Source organism: Paralimibaculum aggregatum (assembly GCF_030270585.1).
Taxonomy (GTDB): Bacteria; Pseudomonadota; Alphaproteobacteria; order Rhodobacterales; family Rhodobacteraceae; genus Thermohalobaculum; species Thermohalobaculum aggregatum.
This window is the reverse complement of the sequence record NZ_BSYI01000040.1, coordinates 25,263-46,005: the sequence shown is the minus strand read 5'-3', so window position 1 is coordinate 46,005 and position 20,743 is coordinate 25,263. Positions and strand designations below refer to the sequence as shown.

The window sequence follows — 20,743 nt, the reverse complement described above, 5'->3', positions numbered from 1 at the left end:
CCGATGCTCCGGATCACCGACCAGATCGCGATCCAGGACTGGGAGATCACCGAGAGCTTCGCCCGCGCCTCCGGCCCCGGCGGGCAGAACGTCAACAAGGTCGAGACCGCGGTGGTGCTGCGCTTCGAGGCGCAGCGCTCGCCCAGCCTGAGCCCCGAGGTCAAGGCGCGCCTGCGCCGCCTCGCCGGCCGGCGCTGGACCCAGGACGGCGCGGTGATCATCCAGGCCGATGCCCACCGCAGCCAGGCGCGCAACCGCGAGGAGGCCCGCGAGCGCCTCGCCGCGCTGATCCTCGCCGCCACCCACCGGCCCAAGCGCCGCGTGCCGACCCGCCCGACGCTGGCCTCCAAGCGCCGCCGGCTCGACGCCAAGACCCAGCGCGGCGTGGTGAAGCGCCTGCGCGCGCCGCCGGAGACCGAGTGAGCCGGCCGTGGCAAGACGGCACGGCTTGATCGAAGTCATGTCCCGTCCGCGCGGCGGCACCCTATCTTTCCCGTGAGGTCCGGCGCTCGGCATCCGGGCGCTTCCAGATGCCGCAGCCATGCGTGTTGTTGCGCAGAGGCCGGGCGGGGCATATCAGTGACCGTTGAGCACGGTCGTACGGTCGGGAGATGGCGATGGACTACGAGGGTTACTTCCAGGAGCGCCTCGAGGCGCTGAAGGCGGAGGGCAACTATCGTGTCTTCGCGAATCTCGAGCGCCATCTCGGGCAGTTCCCGGCGGCCACCCGGCGCAGCGGCGGGCGCGAGCACCCGGTCACCGTCTGGTGCTCGAACGACTATCTCGGCATGGGCCAGCACCCGAAGGTGATCGCGGCGATGCAGGAGGCGCTGGCGACCTGCGGCGCCGGTGCCGGCGGCACGCGCAACATCTCCGGCACCAATGTCCACCATGTCGCGCTGGAGGCCGAGCTCGCCGATCTGCATGGCAAGGAGGCGGCGCTGCTCTTCACTTCCGGCTATGTCTCCAACTGGGCGGGCATCGGCACGCTGGCGGCGAAGATCCCCGGGCTCGTGGTGCTGTCGGACGCGCTGAACCATGCCAGCATGATCGAGGGCATCCGCCATTCCCGCGCCGAGAAGCGGATCTGGAAGCACAACGACCTCGAGGATCTCGAGCGCCAGCTGGCGGCGCTGCCGGCCGAGGCGCCGAAGATGATCGCCTTCGAATCGGTCTATTCGATGGATGGCGACATCGCCCCGATCGCCGAGATCTGCGACCTTGCCGACCGCTACGGCGCGATGACCTATCTCGACGAGGTGCATGCGGTGGGGATGTACGGGCCCCGCGGCGGCGGCGTCGCCGAGCGCGAGGGGCTGATGCACCGGATCACCGTGATCGAGGGCACCCTCGGCAAGGCCTTCGGCGTGATGGGCGGCTATATCGCGGCCAGCGCGGCGCTCTGCGACTTCGTCCGCAGCTTCGCCAGCGGTTTCATCTTCACCACCGCGCTGCCGCCCGCCGTCGCCGCGGGGGCCTGCGCGGCGATCCGCCATCTCAAGGCGAGCGACGCGGAGCGCGCCGGCCAGCGCGCCGCGGTGGCCGGGCTGCGCGCGCGGCTCGACGCGATCGGCGTGCCGCATATCGACAACCCTTCCCATATCGTGCCGGTGATGGTGGGCGATCCGCACAAGTGCAAATGGCTCTCGGACCTGCTGCTCGAGGAGTGGGGGATCTACGTGCAGCCGATCAACTATCCCACCGTGCCGAAGGGCACCGAGCGGCTGCGCTTCACCCCCGGCCCGCTGCACGGGGAGGCCGAGCTCGACCGGCTCGCCGCGGCGCTGGAGAGCCTCTGGAGCCAGTGCCAGCTGGCCCGCATGCCGAAGGCCGCCGAGTAGCCATCCGGCGCCGACGCGCGGCGGGGCGCTGCCCGGCGCCCGTTTCCGCGCCGCGGCAGCAGCCGCAGCGGAAAGGTCCCCCCGGAGGTCCGAGCGGGAGGTTCGCCCCGGAGGTTCTGCCGGGAATGCCTCCCGGAGGTTCGGGACGAACATCTGTTCCGGCGCATCCGAACCCCGGCCCCGGATGCCGGATCGCCTGCCATACCGAACCCATACCGAAACCATACGCCGCGTTTCCGCCTCCCCGGCGGGCGGATGCTTTACGGTAGCTCCCTGCGACGGACGATGTTACCCTCGCGGCTGAATTGCCTCGACAGGAGACGTCCATGCGCCGTACCGCCCGTCTTTCCGGCCTGCGCGCTGCCCTCGCCGCCGGCCTGATCGCGCTCGCGGCACCGGCCGGGGCGGGCACGCTCACCTTCTCGGATCCGTGGGGCGATCCGGGCGTTGTGATCACCGGCACGCCGGTGGGCGCTGTGCTTGACTTCGACTTCGAGGTCTCGCTCCGCGTGCCGCTGCTGCCCGGCACGGCCTATTCCGACCCGGCCATCGCGGTGATCGAGTACAATGTCTCGCGCTTCCTCGACCACGGTAACCCATCGGGATTCCTGGAGTTTCTGCTCCAGAGCGAGGACATCAACATGGGCGCGCCGGTCGGCGGCGCGCAGTTCTACGGCAATGGCGGCGGGCTCGACTTCATCATCGCCGCCGGCGCGGATCTCTCGGACGGGCTGCAGGCCAGCGAGCTCGAGACGCTGCCGGATCTCGGCTACGACAACCTGATCGACCTCTCGAACCCGGCGATCCTGACCCCGCCGCTGATCCCGCTCAACGACGACAACGCGATCCTGGTGCTCGATGCCCGCGAGGACGGGACCGGGCGCTACCACCCGCCGCTGCTGGTGCTGAAGAACGACGGCACCGGGTTCATCATGAACTCCAACAACACCGGCGTGAACGGGCAGACCATGCGCGACATCGTGGCGACCGACGGGCTCGATTACGGCCTCGAATACATCGTCACCTTCACCTTCAACCCGGCGGAGCTGACGCTGGTCTCCGACCCCGTCAACGCCAATGTGCCGCTGCCGGGCGGGCTGGCGCTGCTGGCCGGCGGGCTGGCCGCGCTCGGGCTCCGCGCCCGCCGCCGCCGCGCCCCCGCCTGATCCCCCGCAACGCCGTCATTGCATCGCGCCTTGCCGCAGCCTATATATGCTCACTGTGAGCATATAAGCCCGGGAGGACCCAGCGATGCTGATGAACACCCAGACCCCGATCGCCGATGCGCGGGCGACCCTTGCGGCGCATTACGACCTCGCGCCCTCGCTGGCCGCGGCCGAGGCGCTGGCGGACCGCTATGCCCGCGTCGCCCGGGTGATCCCGCAGGCGGAATGGGCCGTGCACGCGCCCTATATCCGCGAGATCGACCGGCTGAAGCGCGAACGCGGCGCGGTGATCCTCGCGCACAACTACATGACGCCGGAGATCTTCCACGGCGTCGCTGATGTCTCGGGCGACAGCCTGGCGCTGGCCATCGAGGCGACCCGCGTGCCGCAGCAGGTGATCGTGCAGTGCGGCGTGCATTTCATGGCGGAGACCTCGAAGATCCTGAATCCGGAGAAGACCGTGCTGATCCCGGATGCGCGGGCCGGCTGCTCGCTGGCCAGCTCGATCACCGCGGCCGACATCGCCGCGATGCGCGCGCAGTATCCCGGCGCCAGGGTCGTGAGCTACGTCAACACCACGGCGGCGGTGAAGGCGGCCTCCGACATCTGCTGCACCTCGGCCAATGCGCTCGAGGTGGTGGAGGCGATGCCGGGCGACACGGTGATCATGACCCCGGACGGCTTCCTCGCGCGCAACGTCGCGGCGAAGTCCACCAAGCGGATCGTCTGGTGGGAGGGCACCTGCATGGTGCATGAGCGCTTCACCGCCGAGGAGCTGCGCGCCTATCGCGCGGCGGACCCCGACATCGCCATCATCGCCCACCCCGAATGCACGCCCGAGGTGGTGGCGGAGGCGGACTATACCGGCTCGACCTCCGCGATGATCGGCTGGGTCCGGGCGAATCGCCCGCGGAAGGTGGTGATGGTCACCGAGTGCTCGATGTCCGACAACGTCGCCGCCGAGCTGCCGGAAACCGAGTTCGTCCGCCCCTGCAACATCTGCCCGCACATGAAGCGGATCACGCTGGAGAACATCCTCTGGTCGCTGCACACGATGACCGAGGAGGTGACGGTCGACCCGGCGCTGATCCCGAAGGCCCGCGCGGCGGTGGAGGCGATGATCGCGCTCGGCCGCAAGCCGGGCTGAGGGCGGCAGCTATGGCGCGCAACCGCATCCTGCTGCTGATCCTGGTGCTCGGCTGCGCCATCGTCGGCCTGCTCGTCTGGCTTTCGGTGGAGCTCGGCCCGATGCCGGTGGCGGCGGCCGGAGGAACCACCCTCGCCGCCGCGCCGGCCGGGGCGAACGGCTGAGGACACCGCCGCGGCCCCTGCCGGCGCGCGGCCTGCAAACGGACGGATCCGAGATGACCGAGACCAGTTACCAGACCGGCGGCGCCCTCGTGGTGGGTGCCGGGCTCGCCGGGCTCTTCACCGCGCTGAAGCTGGCACCGCTGCCGGCGCTGGTGCTCTCGCCGCAGCCGCTGGGGCAGGGCGCCTCCTCGGCCTGGGCGCAGGGCGGCGTCGCCGCGGCGCTGGCCGCCGGCGACAGCGCGGCGGCCCATGCGGCGGATACCGTTGCGGCGGGCGCCGGCACCGTCGATGCGGGTGTCGCGGCGGCGGTGGCCGCCGAGGCCGCGGCGCGGATCATGGATCTCGTGGCGCTCGGCACGCCCTTCGACCGCGATGCCGGCGGCGCGCTCGTGCAGTCCCGCGAGGCGGCGCATTCGGCGGCGCGCGTGGTGCGGGTGCGCGGCGACACCGCGGGCCGCGCGATCATGGAGGCGCTGATCGCGGCGGTGCGCGCCACGCCCTCGATCCGCGTGCTCGAGGGCGTGGCGGCCGAGTCGCTGCTGCTGGAGGCCGGCCGGGTCGCCGGGGTCCGGGCGCGGGCCGGGGGGCTGCGGTTCGCGCTCCGGGCGCCGGCGGTGGTGCTGGCCACGGGCGGCATCGGCGGGCTCTATGCGGTCACCTCCAACCCCGCGGGCGTGGCCGGCCAGGGGCTCGGCATGGCGGCGCGGGCAGGAGCGGTGATCCGCGACCCGGAATTCGTGCAGTTCCACCCCACCGGTCTCGCGGTGGATGCCCGCCCCGTGCCGCTCGCCTCGGAGGCGCTGCGCGGCGAGGGCGCTTGGCTGATCGACGAGACCGGCGCGCGGGTGATGGCCGGCATCCCCGGCGGCGAGCTCGCGCCGCGCGACGTGGTGGCCCGGGCGCTGCACCGGCACATCGCGGCGGGCCATCGGGTGTTTCTCGACACCCGCGCGGCGATCGGCGCGGCGATCGACCGGCAGTTTCCCACCATCGCGGCGTCCTGCCGTGCCGCGGGGATCGACCCGGTCGCCGAGCCGATCCCGGTGCAGCCGATCCAGCACTACCACATGGGCGGGGTCGCGACCGATGCCGAGGGGCAGACCAGCCTGGACCGGCTCTGGGCGGTGGGAGAGGTCGCCTGCACCGGCCTGCACGGCGCGAACAGGCTGGCCTCCAACTCGCTGCTCGAGGCGCTGGTCTTCGGCGCGCGGGCGGCGGCGGCGATCCGCAGGGCGGTGCCCGAGGCCGCCGGTCCGGGCGACGCGATCAGCCTTCCCGCAGGCGCTGCGCCGGGGCCGGGAGATCCCTGGCCGGAGGCGCTGCGCCTGGCGATGACGGCGGAGGTCGGGCTCGAGCGCGATGGCCCGGGGCTCACCCGTGCGCTGGCGGAGATCGCCCGGCACGAGGCGGCCTCGGCGGAACCGGGCCTGCGCAACATGACCGCGGCGGCCACGCTGGTCGCGGCGGCGGCGCTCCGGCGCAGGGAGAGCCGCGGCGGCCATGCCCGGCGCGATCATCCGGAACCGTCCCCGGCGCAGGAAAGGCCGACGCTGCTGACGCTGGCCGAGGCCGAGGCGGTTCGCAGGGACGCGGCGCAGGACCGCGCGGCCTGAGGCGGCGCGGGTCCGTCAGGGTCAGCGGCGGGAGAGGCGCACCCGGCGGCGGTAGAACATGTGCTCGCCGATCTTGGCGGTGCGCACCAGCTTGCGCGACCATTTCGGGGTGACGTGCAGCGCGTGGTAGTGGGTCGCCTTGTCGGTGAGAATGCGCGGCTTGCCCTGCAGCATCACCCAGGCGACCTTGCCGACCCGCTCGAAGGCTGCCCGCTCGGCCGGGTGGTCCGACTGCCCGTCGCAGCGATAGGAGAACTGGCAGGCCCGGCCGCGGTCCTCGCCCTGGCTGACGACACCGCAGACGCTGTTCGGGTAGCGGCTGCTGTCGACCCGGTTGAGGATCACCTCGGCCACGGCGAACTGGCCGAGCAGGCTCTCGCCGCGGGCCTCGAAATAGAGCGCCTCGGCGAGGCAGGCCCATTCGCGGGTCTGCTCGCCGATCTCCACGCTGTCGATCGCCGCGAGATCCACGGCACCGCTGCCATCGGCGCTGAACAGGGCCTCGGAGGCCCGGTCCTGTGCACCGCGGATGGCGTCGGCGGCGTCCTCGTCCTGCGCCGCGAGATCGTCGAGCCGGGCGCGGGCGCGGGCCCAGGCGCGATCGGCCTCCGGGCTCTGTCCGGCGCGCGCCTGCAGGCGGCTGACCTGCCGGAAGGTGTCGGATGCGGTGAAGGCGGCGAAGGAGGCGCGCTCGGTGTCGAGGGCGCTCAGCACGGGCGTCAGGCCCGCCTGGCTGCGGCTCGCCGCGCCGGCGCCGAGCGAGCCTGCCACGGTCCCCGCGACGCTGCCCGCCGGTGCCGTATCCGCCAGCGCCGTGAGCGCCAGCGGCCCGGTCAGCGCGGCGCCCGCCGCGATGGGGAGCAGGGCGCGGAGCAGCGCCCGAGCGAATCGGATTGTGACGAAGCGGCGCGCGCGCAGCCTGTTGGCCATGACCTAACCTCTCACCGTACCAGCGAAAAACCGTCGCGGGGTCCCACGGACTCCCACGGCACGGTTGCGCTGAAATTCACATCACCCGGGGGTGATACCCCAGAACGCCTTCAAAGAAAATCCCGGCGCCGACGTCAAGGGAATTGCTGCGGTGCAGCAGAGATCTCGGCCAGCACATGTTGCAGTGCAGCATCAAATCTGCCGCTGCGCCGGGCGGCGGCGGCGAAGGGGGCGGGCTCGGGCGGGCTGCCGGGCCGGCGCACCAGCGCGGCAAGCCCGGCCCGGCCGAATCGGTGGAGCACCTGCGTCTCCTCCCAGGCGGCGATCTGGGCGGCATGGGCGGCGCGCCGGGCCGCCTCCGGCCGGACCGCGGCCGCGTCCACCGCCCCGGCGAGCTCGGCGAGCCCGCCGCCGCCCTGCGCCGATACCGCGAGCACCCGCGGCGCCGCCGCGCCCTGCCGCCCGGCGGTCACCGAGAGCGCGCCCTTGAGATCGGCCACCGTGCGCGCGGCCAGCGGCCCGAGATCGGCCTTGGTCACGGCGACGATGTCCGGCACCTCCATGATCCCGGCCTTCAGGAACTGCAGCGCATCGCCGGAGGCCGGCTGCGCGCAGAGCAGCACCAGGTCGCAGAGCCCGGCGATCGCGGTCTCGGACTGTCCGACCCCGACGGTCTCGACGATCACCCGGTCGAACAGCGCGCGCATCAGCACCATCGCCGGGAAGGTGATCTCGGCGATGCCGCCGAGCCGGTCCCGCGCCGCCATCGAGCGGAGGAACACGCCCTCGTCCTCCGGGTCGGTGGTGATCCGCGTGCGGTCGCCGAGCAGCGCCCCGCGCGAGCGCGCCGAGGAGGGGTCGACCGCGATCACGCCCACGCTGCGCCCTTCGCCGCGCCAGTGCCGGATCAGCCCGTCGGTCAGCGTCGACTTGCCGACGCCCGGCGGCCCGGTGAGCCCGAGCGCAATGCCCCGCGGCGCGGCATAGGCGGCATCGAGCAGCGCCGTCGTGTCCGGCGCCTCCGGCCGCGCCTCGATCTCGGAGAGCGCGCGCCCGAGCCCGGCCTTGCCCCGGGCGGCCAGCGCCGCGAGCGCCGCGGCCCCGCTCACGGTGCCACCCCGAGCCGCGCCTGCGCCGCCGCCAGCCGCGCCACCGGCACCCGGTAGGGCGAACAGGAGACATAGTCGAAGCCCGCGCGTTCGCAGAAGTCGATCGATCCCGGCTCGCCGCCATGCTCGCCGCAGAGGCCGATGGAGATGCCGGGCTTCACCGCGCGGGCGCGCGCGATGGCGATGCGGATGATCTCGCCAACGCCCTCCTCGTCGATGCGGTGGAAGGGGTCATGGGCGAACACGCCCTTCTCGACATAATCCGGCATGAAGCGCCCGGCATCGTCGCGGGAGAGGCCATAGAGCATCTGCGTCAGGTCGTTGGTTCCGAAGCTGAGGAAATCGGCGTTGCGGGCGATGTCGCCGGCGCGCAGGCAGGCCCGCGGGGTCTCGACCATCACGCCGACGGTGTAGGTGAGCGGCCCCGCGGTCTCGGCGCGGGCGGTGATGCGGGCGGCGACCGCGTCGATCCGCTCGCGCAGCATCTCGAGCTCGCGCACCGCCGAGACCAGCGGCAGCATGATCTCGGGGCAGACCGGCTGCCCGGTCAGGCTGGCGGCCTCGACCGCCGCGGCGAAGATCGCCTCCACCTGCATCTCGTAGATCTCGGGATAGGCGATGCCGATGCGGCAGCCGCGCTTGCCGAGCATCGGGTTGAACTCGGCCAGCTCGGCCGCGCGGTTGCGGATCCGCGCCACCGGCACGCCCAGCATCTCGGCGATCTCGGCCATTTCGTCCGGCCCGTGCGGCAGGAACTCGTGCAGCGGCGGGTCGAGCAGGCGGATCACCACCGGCAGCCCGGCCATCTCGCGGAACAGATCGACGAAATCGCGCCGCTGCATCGGCGCCAGATGGGCGAGCGCGGTGCGGCGGTTCTCCGGCGTCTCGGCGAGGATCATCTCGCGCATCGCCGCGATCCGGCCGCGCTGGAAGAACATGTGCTCGGTGCGGCAGAGGCCGATCCCGGCGGCGTTGAAGCCGCGCGCGGTGGCGGCATCCTGCGCGGTGTCGGCATTGGCGCGCACGCCGAGCCGGCGGGCCTCGTCGGCCCAGCCGAGCAGCGTCGCGAAGGCGCCGGTGATCTCCGGCGGGCGGGTCTCCACCGCGCCGGCCAGCACGCGGCCGGTGGCCCCGTCGACGGTGATCATGGCGCCGGGGCCGAAATCGCGCCCGTCGCGGGTGGAGAGCCGTTCTGCCGCGCGGTCGAGCGACAGATCGCGGGCGCCGACGACGCAGGGCCGGCCCAGCCCGCGTGCCACCAGCGCGGCGTGCGAGGTCATGCCGCCGCGCACGGTGACGACGCCGAGGGCGGCATGCATGCCGCGGATGTCCTCCGGCCCGGTCTCGGTGAGCACCAGGATCGAGGGCCGGCCGGCGGCGGCGGCGGCCTCCGCGGCATCGGGGCTGAAGACGATCGGCCCGGAGGCGGCTCCCGGTGAGGCGGCGAGGCCCTGGCCGATGGTCTCGGCCCGCGCGCCGGGCAGGATGGTCGGGTGCAGGTGCTCGTCGAGCTGCACCGGCGCGATCCGGGAAAGGGCCTCGGGCCGGGCGATGGCGCCCCCCTCGGCGAGCTCCACCGCGATGCGCAGCGCCGCGCGCGAGGCGCGCCGGCAGGGGCGCAGATCGAGCAGGCTGAGCGCGCCGTCCTCGAGCGTGAAGGCGATCTCCAGCGCCTCGCCGAGGGCGCTCTCGAGCCGGTCCTGCAGCGCGGTGAGGGCGGCATGGGCGCTCGGCGCGCGCTCCTCCAGCGACGGCGTGCCGAGGCCGAGCCGGTCCCGCTCCTCGCGGCTCAGCACGGCGGGGGTGCGAAGGCCCATCAGCGCCTCCTCGCCCTGCGCCTGCGGCAGGTAGCGCCCGGTCTGCCGGCGCGCGCCGGTGGCCTCGTCGCGCAGCCCCGCGATGCCGGCCCCGGAGGCGCCGGGGCCGAGCCCGATCGCCATCACCTGCAGGATCACCTGCGGCGGCGCATCCGGCGCGAGCCCCCGCGCCAGGCGCCGGCGCGCCGCCCGCGGGCTCTCCCATCGGCCGAGCATGGCACCGAGCGCGGCGGCGAGCTGGGCGGCCGGATCGATCGGGATCTCGCCGCCCTCCGACGCGATCAGCGCGCGGCAGCGCTCGGTCAGCGCCGCGAGATCGTCCGGGGCGAGTTCCGCCTCGCTCTCGGCGCCGCGCGCCTTCAGCGCGTCGTAGAGCGCGAACTCGAACTCCTCGCGCTCGATCCCCTGGACATTGGCGCCCCAGGCCTGCACCAGCCGGCGCTCGAGATCGGCCGCCGCCCAGTTGCCGTGGCGCGCGGCCAGCGCGGCCAGCATCCCCGGCGCGAGGCCGAGATTGAGCAGCGCCGGCGTGATCGCCCCGGCCCCGTGCGCCCCGGGGCGCAGCGCGAACAGCACCGGCCGGCCGGGCACGATCGCGGCGCGCGCGGTCAGCTCCGCCATCAGCGCCGCCATCCGCCGCGGCTCGGCCGCCGCCCGCGCCGCCTGCCCGCGCAGCAGCAGCGCTGCCGGCACCGGCGCGCCGGCCGCGGCGGCGCGGGCCAGCCAGTCCGCCCGGCTGCCGAAGCCGCCCGGAGCGGGCGTTGCCGCCCCGCCGCCGATCCAGCAGATGTCGCTGTCCGATCCATCCATCCTGAGGGCTTTACTGCGCGCCCCCGCCTCGCCACAAGGCCCGCCGCGCCGCCGCGCCCCGCCACGCTTGCGAAATCCGCCCGAGAAACCCATGGTCCCGGTGCCGGCGATCGGCTAAGGGGCGGGCATCCGCCCGGCTCGGGCGGGCGAGGGGCAGCGGCGAGGGGAAAGCGGCATGAAGGGCATCATTCTGGCGGGAGGCTCGGGCACCAGGCTCAACCCGATCACCCTCGGCGTCTCCAAGCAGCTCCTGCCGGTCTACGACAAGCCGATGATCTACTACCCGCTCTCGGTGCTGATGATCGCCGGGATCCGCGACGTGCTGGTGATCACCACGCCGCAGGATGCCGAGCAGTTCCGGCGCCTGCTGGGCGACGGCAGCCAGTGGGGGCTGAACCTCGGCTACACCGTGCAGCCGGAGCCGGAGGGGCTGGCGCAGGCCTTCATCCTAGGGCGCGGGTTCGTCGGCAACGATCGGGTGGCGCTGGTGCTCGGCGACAACATCTTCTACGGCGGCGGCTTCTGGGAGCTGCTGCAGCGCACCGCGGCGCGGCAGCAGGGTGCCACGGTCTTCGGCTACCAGGTGACCGACCCCGAGCGCTATGGCGTGGTGAGCTTCGATGCGGCGGGCCGTGCCGCCACCATCGAGGAGAAGCCGAGCCAGCCGAAATCCAACTTCGCGGTGACCGGGCTCTATTTCTACGACAACGACGTGCTCGACATCGCCGCCGCGGTGCAGCCCTCGGCGCGCGGCGAGCTGGAGATCACGGATGTCAACCGCGTCTATCTCGAGCGCGGCGACCTCTTCGTCGAGCGCATGGGGCGCGGCTATGCCTGGCTCGACACCGGCACCTTCGACAGCCTGCTGCAGGCGAGCCAGTTCGTGCAGACCATCGAGGCGCGGCAGGGGCTGAAGATCGCCGCGCCCGAGGAGATCGCCTGGCGCCAGGGCTGGCTCGACGACGCGGCGCTCGTCGCCCTTGCCGAGCCGCTCCGGAAGTCGGGCTATGGCGACTACCTGCTGCGCCTGCTGGAGACGGGACGGGACTGACAGGGGCGAACCCCGGGCCATGCGCGGCGGCCGCGATCCGCGGGCCCCGCCCACCCTGCATCCGTCGCGCCGGGCTTCACCGTTCCGCTCCCCTTCGCCCGCGGATCGCGGCCGCCGCGCAGGGCCCTCGCGGCCGGGCCGGAGCGGAGGGCACGGGGTCCCGCGGGCTGTGGGGGAGCGAGACCGCGGGTTCCCTTGAAACGGCTGCCGGGGTGGGTGGGCCCGTGGGACCCCGTGCCCGTGTTCTTGAGGCCCCGTCCCCCGGGCCGGTGCCGGCGCTCCGGCTAGCCGCGCCCGATCTTCTCGAACAGGCGGTCATAGGCCGCCAGCAGCCTCGGCGCCGAATGCGCCCAGGAGAGCTCCGCCTCGATCCGCGCGCGGCCGATCTCGCCCATCCGCCTGCGCGCCTCCGGGTCGTCCATCAGCGCCGCGATCTTCTCGGCGAAATCCGCCGGATCGTTCGCCGCCGCGTAGAGCGAGGCCTCGCCCGCCGATGCCCGCCCCTCCTTCATCTCGAACTGCACGATGGGCTTCTTCAGCGTCATGTATTCCATGATCTTGTTCATCGTGGAGAGGTCGTTCATCGGCGTCACCCGGTCCGGGTTCACGCAGATGTCGGCGGTGTTGAGCATGTCGAGGAGCATCTCGTCCGGCGCGCGGCCGGTGAAGGTGAAATGCGCATCGAGACCCCGCGCGCGGCAGTCCGCCTGCACCGCCTCGAGTTCCGGCCCGCCGCCGACGATGCCGAAATGCACGTCCTCCCGGCCCATCTTGCGGATCAGGTGATCCGCCGCCTCGAGCAGGAGATCGAGCCCCTCCTGCCGGCCGATCACCCCGACATAGCCGATCAGGAAGCGCCTGCCCCGCTTCAGCTCGGGGCGCGGCGGGCGCAGCTCCAGCCGGTCGATCTTGGGCCCCGAGCGCACCACGAAGACGTCCTCCGGCGCCATCCGGCCGCGCCGGATCGCGATCTCGCGATAGCTCTCGTTGGTGGCGATGGAGACCGTGGCCATCGCGAAGGTTATCCGCTCGAGCCAGAGCATCGCCCGCCAGAGCAGGCCCTTCCTCTCGAACTTGGTCTCGAAGAGCTCGGGGCAGATGTCGTGGTGGTCGAACAGATAGCGCACGCCGAAGGGGCGCAGCGCCAGCGCGTTGAGGAAGATCAGGTCGGGCGGGTTGCAGCCGTGGATCACGTCGATGCCCTGGCGCCGCAGCACCGTCACCGAGAGCCGCAGCTGATGGAACAGCGCCGCCGCATACTCGCGCAGATAGCCGAGCGTGCCGCGTGCCTCGCGCAGCGGGTGGCGGTGGATCTCGATGCCGTCGATCACCTCGAAGCGCGCTTCGTGGCCGCGCCCGGTGGGGCAGATCACCGAGACCGCGTAGCCCGCCGCCTTCAGCGTGGTGGCCTCCGACCAGACCCGCCGGTCGAACGGAACCGGCAGGTTCTCGACGATGATGAGGACGCGCCGGGGCCTTGCCGCGCGGCCCGGCGCGCTCACCAGTTGACCCCGTCATAGCCGGCGCCGATCGCCTCGAGGCCGGCCAGCCGCACCAGGTCGAGCACCCGCTGGCCCGGCGACAGCAGCTCCGGCAGGCGGCGGAACTCCGGGTCGGAATTGCCGAGGATCACCAGCTCGCCATGGGCCGCGACGCCGGCCAGATCCTCCGAGAGCAGCCGCGAGATATGCGGGATGCGGTCCTCGATATAGGCGCGGTTGGCGCCGACGAGGCGCGCCAGATGCACGTTGCGGTCATAGATCCGCAGGTCGAGCCCCTTGCCGATCAGCCGCTCGACCAGCGCCACCTGCGGGCTCTCGCGCAGATCGTCCGTGCCGGCCTTGAAGCTGATGCCGAGCATCGCGACGCGGCGCGCCCCGGTCTCCAGCACGCGCTCCACCGCGCGGTCGATCTGCACCGCGTTCGAGCGCATCAGGCTCTCCAGCACCGGCAGCTCGAGATCGAGCTCGCGGCCCTTGTAGGTGAGCGCGCGCAGATCCTTGGGCAGGCATGAGCCGCCGAAGGCGAAGCCGGGCCTGAGATAGGCCGGGGAGATGTTGAGCTTGCGGTCCTCGCAGAAGATCTCCATCACCTTGTGGCTGTCGATGTCGAGCGCCTTGGCGATGTTGCCAATCTCGTTGCCGAAGGCGACCTTTGCCGCGTGCCAGGCATTGTCGGCGTATTTCACCATCTCGGCGATCTCGAGCTCGGTGGCGAATTTCGGCCCCGGGATCCGCTCGTAGAGTGCCATCACTGCCGCCGCGGTCTCGGGCTCGGCGGCGCCGACCACGGTTTTCGGCGGCGCGTCGTAATCCGCGACGGCGGTGGATTCGCGCAGGAACTCGGGGTTGTTGGCGATCTTCAGAAGCGCCGCCGCACCGCCGGCCGCGGCCTCGAGCGCCGGGATCACGAGGCCCCGCATCGTGCCGGGCAGCACGGTCGAGCGCATCACCACGAGATGCGGCTTGCCGGCGGCGGCGACCGCGGCGCCGATCTGGCCGCAGACCCGCTCCACCGCGCCGGTATCGAGGCTGCCGTTCCTGCGCGAGGGGGTGCCGACGCAGACGAGGCTCATCTCCGTCGCGGCGACCGCCTCGGCCGGGTCGGAGGTGGCGCGCAGGCGCCCGGCGGCGACCGCATCGGCCACCAGCCCGGCGACGCCGGCCTCGATGATCGGCGGCTGCCCGGCATTGACCAGCGCCACCTTCTCGGCCTGCGGGTCCACCCCGATGATCTGGTGGCCGTCGCGGGCCAGGCAGGCGGCGGAGACCACGCCGACATAGCCGAGGCCGAAGACTGCAATCCGCATGGGTTCGCTCCCGCTTGTCCTGCCTCTTGATGGCCGCGGCGGGTTGATACCGGCTTTACGCGGGCTTGGCCAGCAGCGGCGCGGCCCGGCCGCGGTCCCGCATGGTCGCAGGGGAGGACGCTTGGCGGGCGGCGGCGGCCCGGCCGATGCCCCGCCCGCCCACCCGCATCGGCCGGGCCGCCTCGTGCGGCAGGTCCGGCCGGTTTCGCGGTGGCGGCGTCGCGTTGGCGGGGATCACTCGGGCGCGCGCAGCTCCCAGACCACCGTGACCTCGGCCTGCAGCGCAAGCTCGCCGCCCTGGATCGGCACGGCGCTCGACGACTCCGCGGCGAAACGCGCCGCCGCCTGCGGCATGGGCCGGCCGCCGCCGCCGGCGCGGATCTCGCGGATCGGGCCGAGTGCCAGCCCCGCCGCCTCGGCGATCGTCTCGGCCGCCAGCCGGGCCTCGGCCACCGCCGCGCGGCGCGCCTCGGCCTCCAGCGGCGCCGGGTCGGCGATGCCGAAGGCGAGCTGGTCGATCCGGTTGGCGCCGTCCTGCACCACCCGGTCGAGCAGCGCGCCGAGCCCGCCGAGATCCTCGATCCGCGCGACCACGTTGTTGGAGACCTGAAAGCCGTCCGCCTCGCGCCCGTAGCTCGATTTCGAGCCGTAGACCGGGTGCACCGCGAAGCCCTGGGTCTGGATCAGCCGTTCCGGCACGCCGGAGGCCCGCAGCGCGGCGATCAGCCGGCCGGCGGCCTCGGAGTTCTCCGCCAGCGCCTCGGCCGCGCTGTCGGCCCGGGTCTCGACACCGATGCGCAGCGTCGCGATGTCCGGCCGCCCGCTGGCCGTGCCGTGCCCGGTCACGGTGATCGCGGCGACCTCCTCGGCCGCGGCCTCAAGGCTGCCCGGCATGCCCGCCCCCCAGATCGGCAGGGCCAGAAGCCCCGCAAGCACCGCGCCGCGCCAGCCGCGGCGCCTGCCGTCCCGCCGCCGCGCCATGGTCACACCCGCTCCACCGCGACGCGCTCATGGGCAAAGGCGATGTGGCCGCGGATCGCCTCGGCGCCCGCGAGCGGGTCCTCGTAGGACCAGCCGGCATCCTCGATCCGGCCCGACTTCGCCTCGATGTGGTAGTAGCTCGCCTCGCCCTTGTGCGGGCAGGTCGTCCGCGTCTCGGAGCTGTCGAGGAAGGCCATGCCGATATCGGCACGCGGGAAGTAGATGACCGGCTCGTAACCCTTCTCCTTCAGCACGAGGGCACTGGAGGTCTCGGCGATGACGGCGCCGCCGGCGCGGACGACATGGATGCCGGGCGCGGGCTCGATCGTGAACTGGTCGGACATGGCTGCTCTCCCCCTATGTCCCCTCGGTCGGGGCGGAGCCTAGCCGATGCGGCGGGGCGGGAGCAATTGCCGAAGCCGCCGCAGCCCGAATGCCGCAGCGGCAACCGGTCGTGCTAGGATGCCTGCTGACGCGAGGGCAGAACCAGGGCCGCCATGGCCCGCGAGGGGAGGAGCCAAGATGATCCTGAGAATCTTCCGCGCCGTCGTGCAGGAGGGCCAGCAGGCCGCCTTTCGCGACTTCATCGAGAACACCGCGCTGCCGCTCACCCGGCGCCAGGACGGGCTGGTCTCGGTGACGATCTCGGCGCCGCACGCGATCTCGCCGAACGAGTTCAGCATGGTCTCGGTCTGGCGCGATCTCGACGCGCTGAAGGCCTTCACCGGCGAGAGCTGGCAGGAGGCGGTGGTGCTGCCCGAGGAGGCGCATCTGCTCGCCGCATCGCATCTGCACCACTACGAGGTGCTGGCCACCGAAGGGCCGGCCTGAGCGCGGCGCGGCACCGGGCCGGCGGCGGCACGGGGTCCCGCGGGCCCCGCCCGCCCGGGCAGCCGGTCAGCGGGAGGCGGCGTTACGCCTCCCACCGCCCGCGGGACCCCGTGCCGCCGCCGGCCGCCCCAGCGCGCGGGCTCAGGCGAGCAGCGGCCGTGTCGCGCCGAGCAGCCAGCCGCGGGCATCCTCCGGCAGCTCCGGCGCCAGCGCCTCGGCGACGCGCCCGTGATAGCCGTCGAGCCAGGCGATCTCGGCGCCGGAGAGCAGCCCGGGCAGGATCATCCGCCGGTCGAAGGGGCAGAGCGTGAGGTCCGAGAAGCCCAGCATCTCGCGCTCGCCGCCCTCGGGCACCGCCGCCGGCGCCACCACCACGAGGTTCTCGAGCCGGATCCCGAAGGCCCCGGCGCGGTAGTAGCCCGGCTCGTTGGAGAGCACCATGCCGGGCTCGAGCGGGATCTTGCCCGAGCGGCGCGACAGCGAGACCGGCCCCTCGTGCACGTTGAGATAGGCGCCGACGCCGTGCCCGGTGCCGTGGTCGTAGTCGTAGCCCGCGCGCCAGAGCGCCGCCCGCGCCAGCGGATCGAGGTCGCGCCCCGTAAGCCCCGCCGGCCAGCGCGCGGTGGAGATCGCGATCAGCCCCTTCAGCACCAGCGTGTAGGGCCTGCGCGCGTCCTCCCGCACCGGGCCATAGGCCATGGTGCGGGTGATGTCGGTGGTGCCGTCGCGATACTGCCCGCCGCTGTCCACCAGCAGGAGCTCGCCCGGCTGCAGGTTCCGGTCGGTCTCGCGGTTCACGCGGTAGTGCACGATGGCGCCGTTCGGCCCGCTGCCGCAGATCGTGTCGAAGGAGATGTCGCGGAGCTCGCCGGTCTCGGCGCGCATCCCCTCCAGCGCCTCGGCGATCTCGATCTCGCCCGGGGTGGCGCCGGCCTCGGCGCGGGTCTCCAGCCAGTGCAGGAAGCGCACCATCGCCGCGCCGTCGCGCAGATGCGCGCGCCGCATCCCGGCGAGCTCGGCCGGGGTCTTGCAGGCCTTGGGCAGCAGGCAGGGGTCCTGGCCCCGGTCGGGCTTGGCGCCGGCCGCCTTCAGGCGGTCGAGCACCCAGAGCGGGCAGCTCGCGCCGTCCACCCGCACGGTCTCGCCCGCGAGCCGGTCGAGCGCCGGGCCGAAGCTCTCCGGGCCGGCCACCGCGACCGCGTTGCCGAGATGCTCGCGCACCGCGCCCGAGAGCTTGTCGGGCGCCATGAAGAGCTCGACCCGGCCCTCGGCATGGAGGATCGCGAAGCCGAGCGCCACCGGCACATGGGAGAGGTCGGCACCGCGGATGTTGAGCAGCCAGGCGATGCTGTCGGGCAGGGTGAGCACCGCCGCGGCACAGTCCTCCTCGGCCAGCCCGGCGCCGAGGCGGAGGCGCTTGTCTTCCGCGCTCTCGCCGGCCAGCGCCTCGGGATGGATCTCCACCGCGCCCATCGGCGCCGCCGGGCGGTCCTGCCAGAGCGTGTCGATGGGGTTGGGCACGAGCGGCACGAGGCGCGCCCCGGCGGGGCCCAGCGCCTCGGCCAGGCGGTCGATCTCGTCCGGCCCGTGCAGCCAGGGGTCGAAGCCGATCTCGCAGGGGCCGATCTCCCCGAGCACCTTCGCCAGCCAGTCGCCGGGCCGGGTCTCGTGGGTGGCAACGATCTCGAAGGCCTCCGCATTCACCTGGACCGCCGCCTGCAGTGTATATCGTCCGTCGACGAAGACCGCGGCGCGCTCGGCCAGCACCACCGCGAGCCCGGCCGAGCCGGTGAAGCCCGTCAGCCAGGGCAGCCGCGCCTCGGAGGGGGCGATGGTCTCGCCCTGATGCGCATCGGCCCGCGGCACCAGCATGCCGCCGACACCGCGCGCCGCCAGCGCCTCGCGCAGCCGGGCCAGCCGCTCCGCCGGCGCCGGACCCGTCCCGATCGGCTCGAAACTCTGAAACATGCCGCCTCCCGCTGCCATGCCGGCGGGGGACAATCAGGCGCCGCCGGTCGTTGCCGGCAACCTGCCCGAGCCTGCCACGCCCCGCAAGCGGCAAGCGCGGTGCCTCAGTCCGCGCCCGGCCAGGCGAGCCCGGCCCCGGCGCTCGCCGCCAGTTCGGCCGGCGAGAAGCCGATCAGCAGCACCGCCCGCCGGCCGGAGGCGTCCTCGAGATAGATGCGCTCCGCCAGCCGCCCGCGGCGGAAGCCGACCGCCTCGCGCCGCCCGGTGAGCCGGGTGCCGTCGGCCAGCAGGGTGAGCGCGGCCGGGCCGTGGGAGAGCGGCGGCTCCGCGGCGGGCGCGATGCCGGAGGTGGCGCCGAGGCTGGCGGGATCGGGCAGGGGCGGGGCGGCCGCGCTGCCGGGGCGGGACAGCCGCGCCACCGGGCCGCGCAGGTCGCGCAGCAGGGTGGTGCCGCCCGGCTCGTCCTCGGCGATCAGCACGCCGTCGATGCCGAGCCTCGGGGCACGCAGGCGTGCGGTGATGCCGGTGGCATAGGCCATCTCGCCGCGCGCGACGGTCAGCACCCGGTCGAGCGCCACCAGCCCGCAGCCGCAGGGCTCGGCACCCGGGCGCTCGGGCAGGGCGGCGAGGCAGCGGCGCAGCGCCGTCGCCGCTGCCGCGGCGCGGCGCTCGGAGGGGCGCATCGTGCCCGGCCCGGGATCGGTGGCCAGCCCGACCGCCGGGCAGCGCGCCGCGGGCACGCCGCGGGCCAGCGCGCGGGGCGGAGCGGCGGCAAGAAAGCGCCGGCCGACCTCCGATCCGGTGAGCCAGGGGAGCGAATCGGCGCGGATCTGCCGCGCCCCGTTGCGCCGGAGCAACGCTTGCGGGTCCAGGCTGCGCGCGAATCGCTCGGCATGCGCGAGCCCGCCGGGCTCAGACACTACAATTTGAGGAGAAGTGGGGAGAACAACCATAAGTTGTTCCCGGAGCTCCGCCTCGGTGCGTGGCCTGGCGGACCCACCCGCGCCGTCCGGCGCGTCGCAACCGGCGAGCGCCGCGGCCAGCGGGAGCGCCAGCCAGGTCAGTTTTCCATGCGTCTGGTGTATTATTGCGGCGGCGAACCGCCGGACCTGCCCAAAAATCGCCATCTTACCCGCCCCGGCTAGGCTTTTTTTCAGATTAGGGGTTTAGCAGGGCGGAAATAAAGCCATAATGAGGCGAGCGATATGGGTGTGGTGCAATCTTTAGCCGACGGAGTGACGCTTGAACGGATTGGAGAATGGCGCGGGCAGTGTCGTATCGGGCCGGGTAAAGTGGTATGACGTCATCAAGGGCTACGGGTTCGTGGTCCCTGACGCGGGCGGCCCTGACATCATGGTTCATGCATCTTGCGTGCGGGCCTTCGGGAAGATGGCGTTGCCGGAAAACGTCTCGGTCCGTCTGATCGCGATCCGCGGCGAGCGTGGGTTGCAGGCCCGAGAACTACTTGAGGTTGACGACGACGGCGAGGCGGAGGAGCCGGAAGGCTTCGCGGAACGGGTCCGCCCCACCGAGTTCCTCGGCCCCGACGTGCAGACCGGCCCGCTGATGCCGGCGCGTGTCAAGTGGTTTGACAAGCAGAAGGGCTTCGGCTTCGTGAATGTCTTCGGGCATCCGGAGGACGTCTTCGTGCATATGGAGACGGTGCGCCGCTGCGGCTTCCAGGATCTCTCGAGCGGAGAGGGCATGGCCTGCCGGACCTTCCGCGGTCCGCGGGGGCTCATGGTGGCCGAGCTTCGCCTCTGGGAGGCGGCGAACGACGCCGCCGATGCCGTGGTGCCGCAGCCGAGCGGCCCCGAGCAGGAGACGGACCCGATGCCGGCGGTCCACGAGACCGGCGACCCGTGATGTCGCGGCAGGGTCGGGCGGCGGCGCTCGGCGCCGTCGTGCTGGCGCTCGGCATGACCCAGGTTCCCTGGGCCGTGCCGCTGGCGATGGCCGGAACCGCGAACACGGGCGGCACGGATGACGGCGCCGCCACCGCCACCGCCGGCGGCGGGGCGCTCGGCTGCGCGGCCGAGCGGATCACCCTTCTTGCCGAGGGCGCGCCGGTGGTCTTCGACATCGAGATCGCCGACGATCCGGAGGAGCAGGCCCGCGGGCTGATGTTCCGCCAGAGCCTGCCGCGCGAGGCGGGGATGCTCTTCGTCTATTCCCGGCCGCAGCCGGCGAGCTTCTGGATGAAGAACACCATGATCCCTCTCGACATGATCTTCATCGACGACAGTGGCCGCGTGCTCAACATCGCCGCCGAGACGGTGCCCTATTCGCTGGCGGCGCGGTCCTCGGAAGGCGTCGTGCGGGCGGTGCTCGAGATCAATGGCGGGCTCGCGGCCGAGCTCGGCATCGGCCCCGGCACGCAGGCGCTGCACCCGGCCTTCGAGGCCGCGCCGGAAGGGCTCCGCTGCCCGGCCGAATGAGCGCCGCCCGGAACGGCGCCTTGGGGCCCGGCCGTTGAACCCTTTCCTTCCCCACCGGCACTCATGCT

At 73.1% G+C, this 20,743-nt stretch carries 19 protein-coding genes; 10 read left to right on the top strand and 9 right to left on the bottom strand.

Annotated elements, in window-relative coordinates; all coding sequences use genetic code 11:
• The first annotated feature begins 3 nt into the window (after positions 1-3).
• The 6 genes from arfB (at position 4) to QSJ97_RS19390 (ending at position 5,931) form a co-directional block, all read left to right on the top strand.
• Positions 4-423 (top strand): alternative ribosome rescue aminoacyl-tRNA hydrolase ArfB, encoded by a 420-nt coding sequence (gene arfB, locus QSJ97_RS19415; protein ID WP_285673778.1) that lies wholly within the window; start codon positions 4-6, stop codon positions 421-423.
• A gap of 194 nt (positions 424-617) precedes the next feature.
• The gene (hemA, locus tag QSJ97_RS19410; protein WP_285673775.1) at positions 618-1,841 is read left to right on the top strand and encodes a 5-aminolevulinate synthase; all 1,224 of its coding nucleotides are present in this window, start codon (positions 618-620) and stop codon (positions 1,839-1,841) included.
• A gap of 326 nt (positions 1,842-2,167) precedes the next feature.
• Entirely contained in the window at positions 2,168-3,007 is an 840-nt protein-coding gene (locus tag QSJ97_RS19405; RefSeq protein ID WP_285673774.1) for a hypothetical protein, read from the top strand.
• An 85-nt stretch (positions 3,008-3,092) separates the two neighbouring features.
• Positions 3,093-4,154, top strand: coding sequence for a quinolinate synthase NadA (gene nadA, locus QSJ97_RS19400; RefSeq protein WP_285673772.1), 1,062 nt, complete (start codon positions 3,093-3,095; stop codon positions 4,152-4,154).
• 11 nt (positions 4,155-4,165) lie between these two features.
• Positions 4,166-4,318, top strand: coding sequence for a hypothetical protein (locus QSJ97_RS19395; RefSeq protein ID WP_285673771.1), 153 nt, complete (start codon positions 4,166-4,168; stop codon positions 4,316-4,318).
• Between the two features lie 53 nt (positions 4,319-4,371).
• Positions 4,372-5,931, top strand: coding sequence for an L-aspartate oxidase (locus QSJ97_RS19390; RefSeq protein ID WP_285673770.1), 1,560 nt, complete (start codon positions 4,372-4,374; stop codon positions 5,929-5,931).
• Positions 5,932-5,952: 21 nt separating this feature from the next.
• On the opposite strand, the gene QSJ97_RS25075 is transcribed toward QSJ97_RS19390, so the two are convergent.
• The 3 genes from QSJ97_RS25075 to ppdK all read right to left on the bottom strand — a co-directional run bounded on the left by QSJ97_RS25075 (position 5,953) and on the right by ppdK (position 10,597).
• Entirely contained in the window at positions 5,953-6,861 is a 909-nt protein-coding gene (locus tag QSJ97_RS25075; RefSeq protein ID WP_352231121.1) for a cell wall hydrolase, read from the bottom strand.
• Positions 6,862-6,995: 134 nt separating this feature from the next.
• Positions 6,996-7,970 (bottom strand): ArgK/MeaB family GTPase, encoded by a 975-nt coding sequence (locus QSJ97_RS19380; RefSeq protein WP_285673769.1) that lies wholly within the window; start codon positions 7,968-7,970, stop codon positions 6,996-6,998.
• A complete protein-coding gene (gene ppdK, locus QSJ97_RS19375; protein WP_285673768.1) occupies positions 7,967-10,597 on the bottom strand; it encodes a pyruvate, phosphate dikinase in 2,631 nt (876 codons plus the stop codon). Before ppdK ends, QSJ97_RS19380 begins: the two co-directional genes overlap by 4 nt.
• A gap of 175 nt (positions 10,598-10,772) precedes the next feature.
• Here ppdK and rfbA point away from each other — a divergent pair, with 175 nt between their 5' ends.
• Positions 10,773-11,648 carry a glucose-1-phosphate thymidylyltransferase RfbA gene (gene rfbA / locus QSJ97_RS19370; RefSeq protein WP_285673767.1) on the top strand — a complete coding sequence of 292 codons (876 nt, stop codon included), beginning with the start codon at positions 10,773-10,775 and terminating at the stop codon, positions 11,646-11,648.
• 284 nt (positions 11,649-11,932) lie between these two features.
• Here the strand turns inward: rfbA and QSJ97_RS19365 are convergent, their stop codons facing one another.
• The 4 genes from QSJ97_RS19365 to QSJ97_RS19350 all read right to left on the bottom strand — a co-directional run bounded on the left by QSJ97_RS19365 (position 11,933) and on the right by QSJ97_RS19350 (position 15,782).
• Positions 11,933-13,150, bottom strand: coding sequence for a glycosyltransferase family 4 protein (locus QSJ97_RS19365; protein ID WP_285673766.1), 1,218 nt, complete (start codon positions 13,148-13,150; stop codon positions 11,933-11,935).
• Positions 13,147-14,457, bottom strand: a complete 1,311-nt coding sequence (locus QSJ97_RS19360) for a nucleotide sugar dehydrogenase (protein ID WP_285673765.1) — start codon at positions 14,455-14,457, stop codon at positions 13,147-13,149. Before QSJ97_RS19360 ends, QSJ97_RS19365 begins: the two co-directional genes overlap by 4 nt.
• 234 nt (positions 14,458-14,691) lie before the next feature.
• A complete protein-coding gene (locus QSJ97_RS19355; RefSeq protein WP_285673764.1) occupies positions 14,692-15,351 on the bottom strand; it encodes an SIMPL domain-containing protein in 660 nt (219 codons plus the stop codon).
• 89 nt (positions 15,352-15,440) lie between these two features.
• The gene (locus QSJ97_RS19350) at positions 15,441-15,782 is read right to left on the bottom strand and encodes a DUF427 domain-containing protein (RefSeq protein WP_285673763.1); all 342 of its coding nucleotides are present in this window, start codon (positions 15,780-15,782) and stop codon (positions 15,441-15,443) included.
• Between the two features lie 178 nt (positions 15,783-15,960).
• On the opposite strand from QSJ97_RS19350, the gene QSJ97_RS19345 reads away from it, so the two are divergent.
• Positions 15,961-16,269, top strand: coding sequence for an antibiotic biosynthesis monooxygenase family protein (locus tag QSJ97_RS19345; protein WP_285673762.1), 309 nt, complete (start codon positions 15,961-15,963; stop codon positions 16,267-16,269).
• Between the two features lie 141 nt (positions 16,270-16,410).
• Here the strand turns inward: QSJ97_RS19345 and QSJ97_RS19340 are convergent, their stop codons facing one another.
• Together QSJ97_RS19340 and QSJ97_RS19335 are read right to left on the bottom strand one after the other, a co-directional pair.
• Positions 16,411-18,237, bottom strand: a complete 1,827-nt coding sequence (locus QSJ97_RS19340) for an aminopeptidase P family protein (RefSeq protein WP_285673761.1) — start codon at positions 18,235-18,237, stop codon at positions 16,411-16,413.
• A 104-nt stretch (positions 18,238-18,341) separates the two neighbouring features.
• A complete protein-coding gene (locus QSJ97_RS19335) occupies positions 18,342-19,094 on the bottom strand; it encodes a hypothetical protein (RefSeq protein ID WP_285673760.1) in 753 nt (250 codons plus the stop codon).
• 385 nt (positions 19,095-19,479) lie between these two features.
• Between QSJ97_RS19335 and QSJ97_RS19330 the strand changes: the two genes are divergently transcribed.
• Both QSJ97_RS19330 and QSJ97_RS19325 read left to right on the top strand, forming a co-directional pair.
• Positions 19,480-20,103: a cold-shock protein gene (locus QSJ97_RS19330; protein ID WP_285673759.1), complete on the top strand. Its 624-nt coding sequence runs from the start codon at positions 19,480-19,482 to the stop codon at positions 20,101-20,103.
• On the top strand, positions 20,103-20,675 hold the full coding sequence (locus tag QSJ97_RS19325) for a DUF192 domain-containing protein (protein WP_285673758.1): 573 nt from the start codon (positions 20,103-20,105) through the stop codon (positions 20,673-20,675). Before QSJ97_RS19330 ends, QSJ97_RS19325 begins: the two co-directional genes overlap by 1 nt.
• The last annotated feature ends 68 nt before the right edge of the window (positions 20,676-20,743 follow it).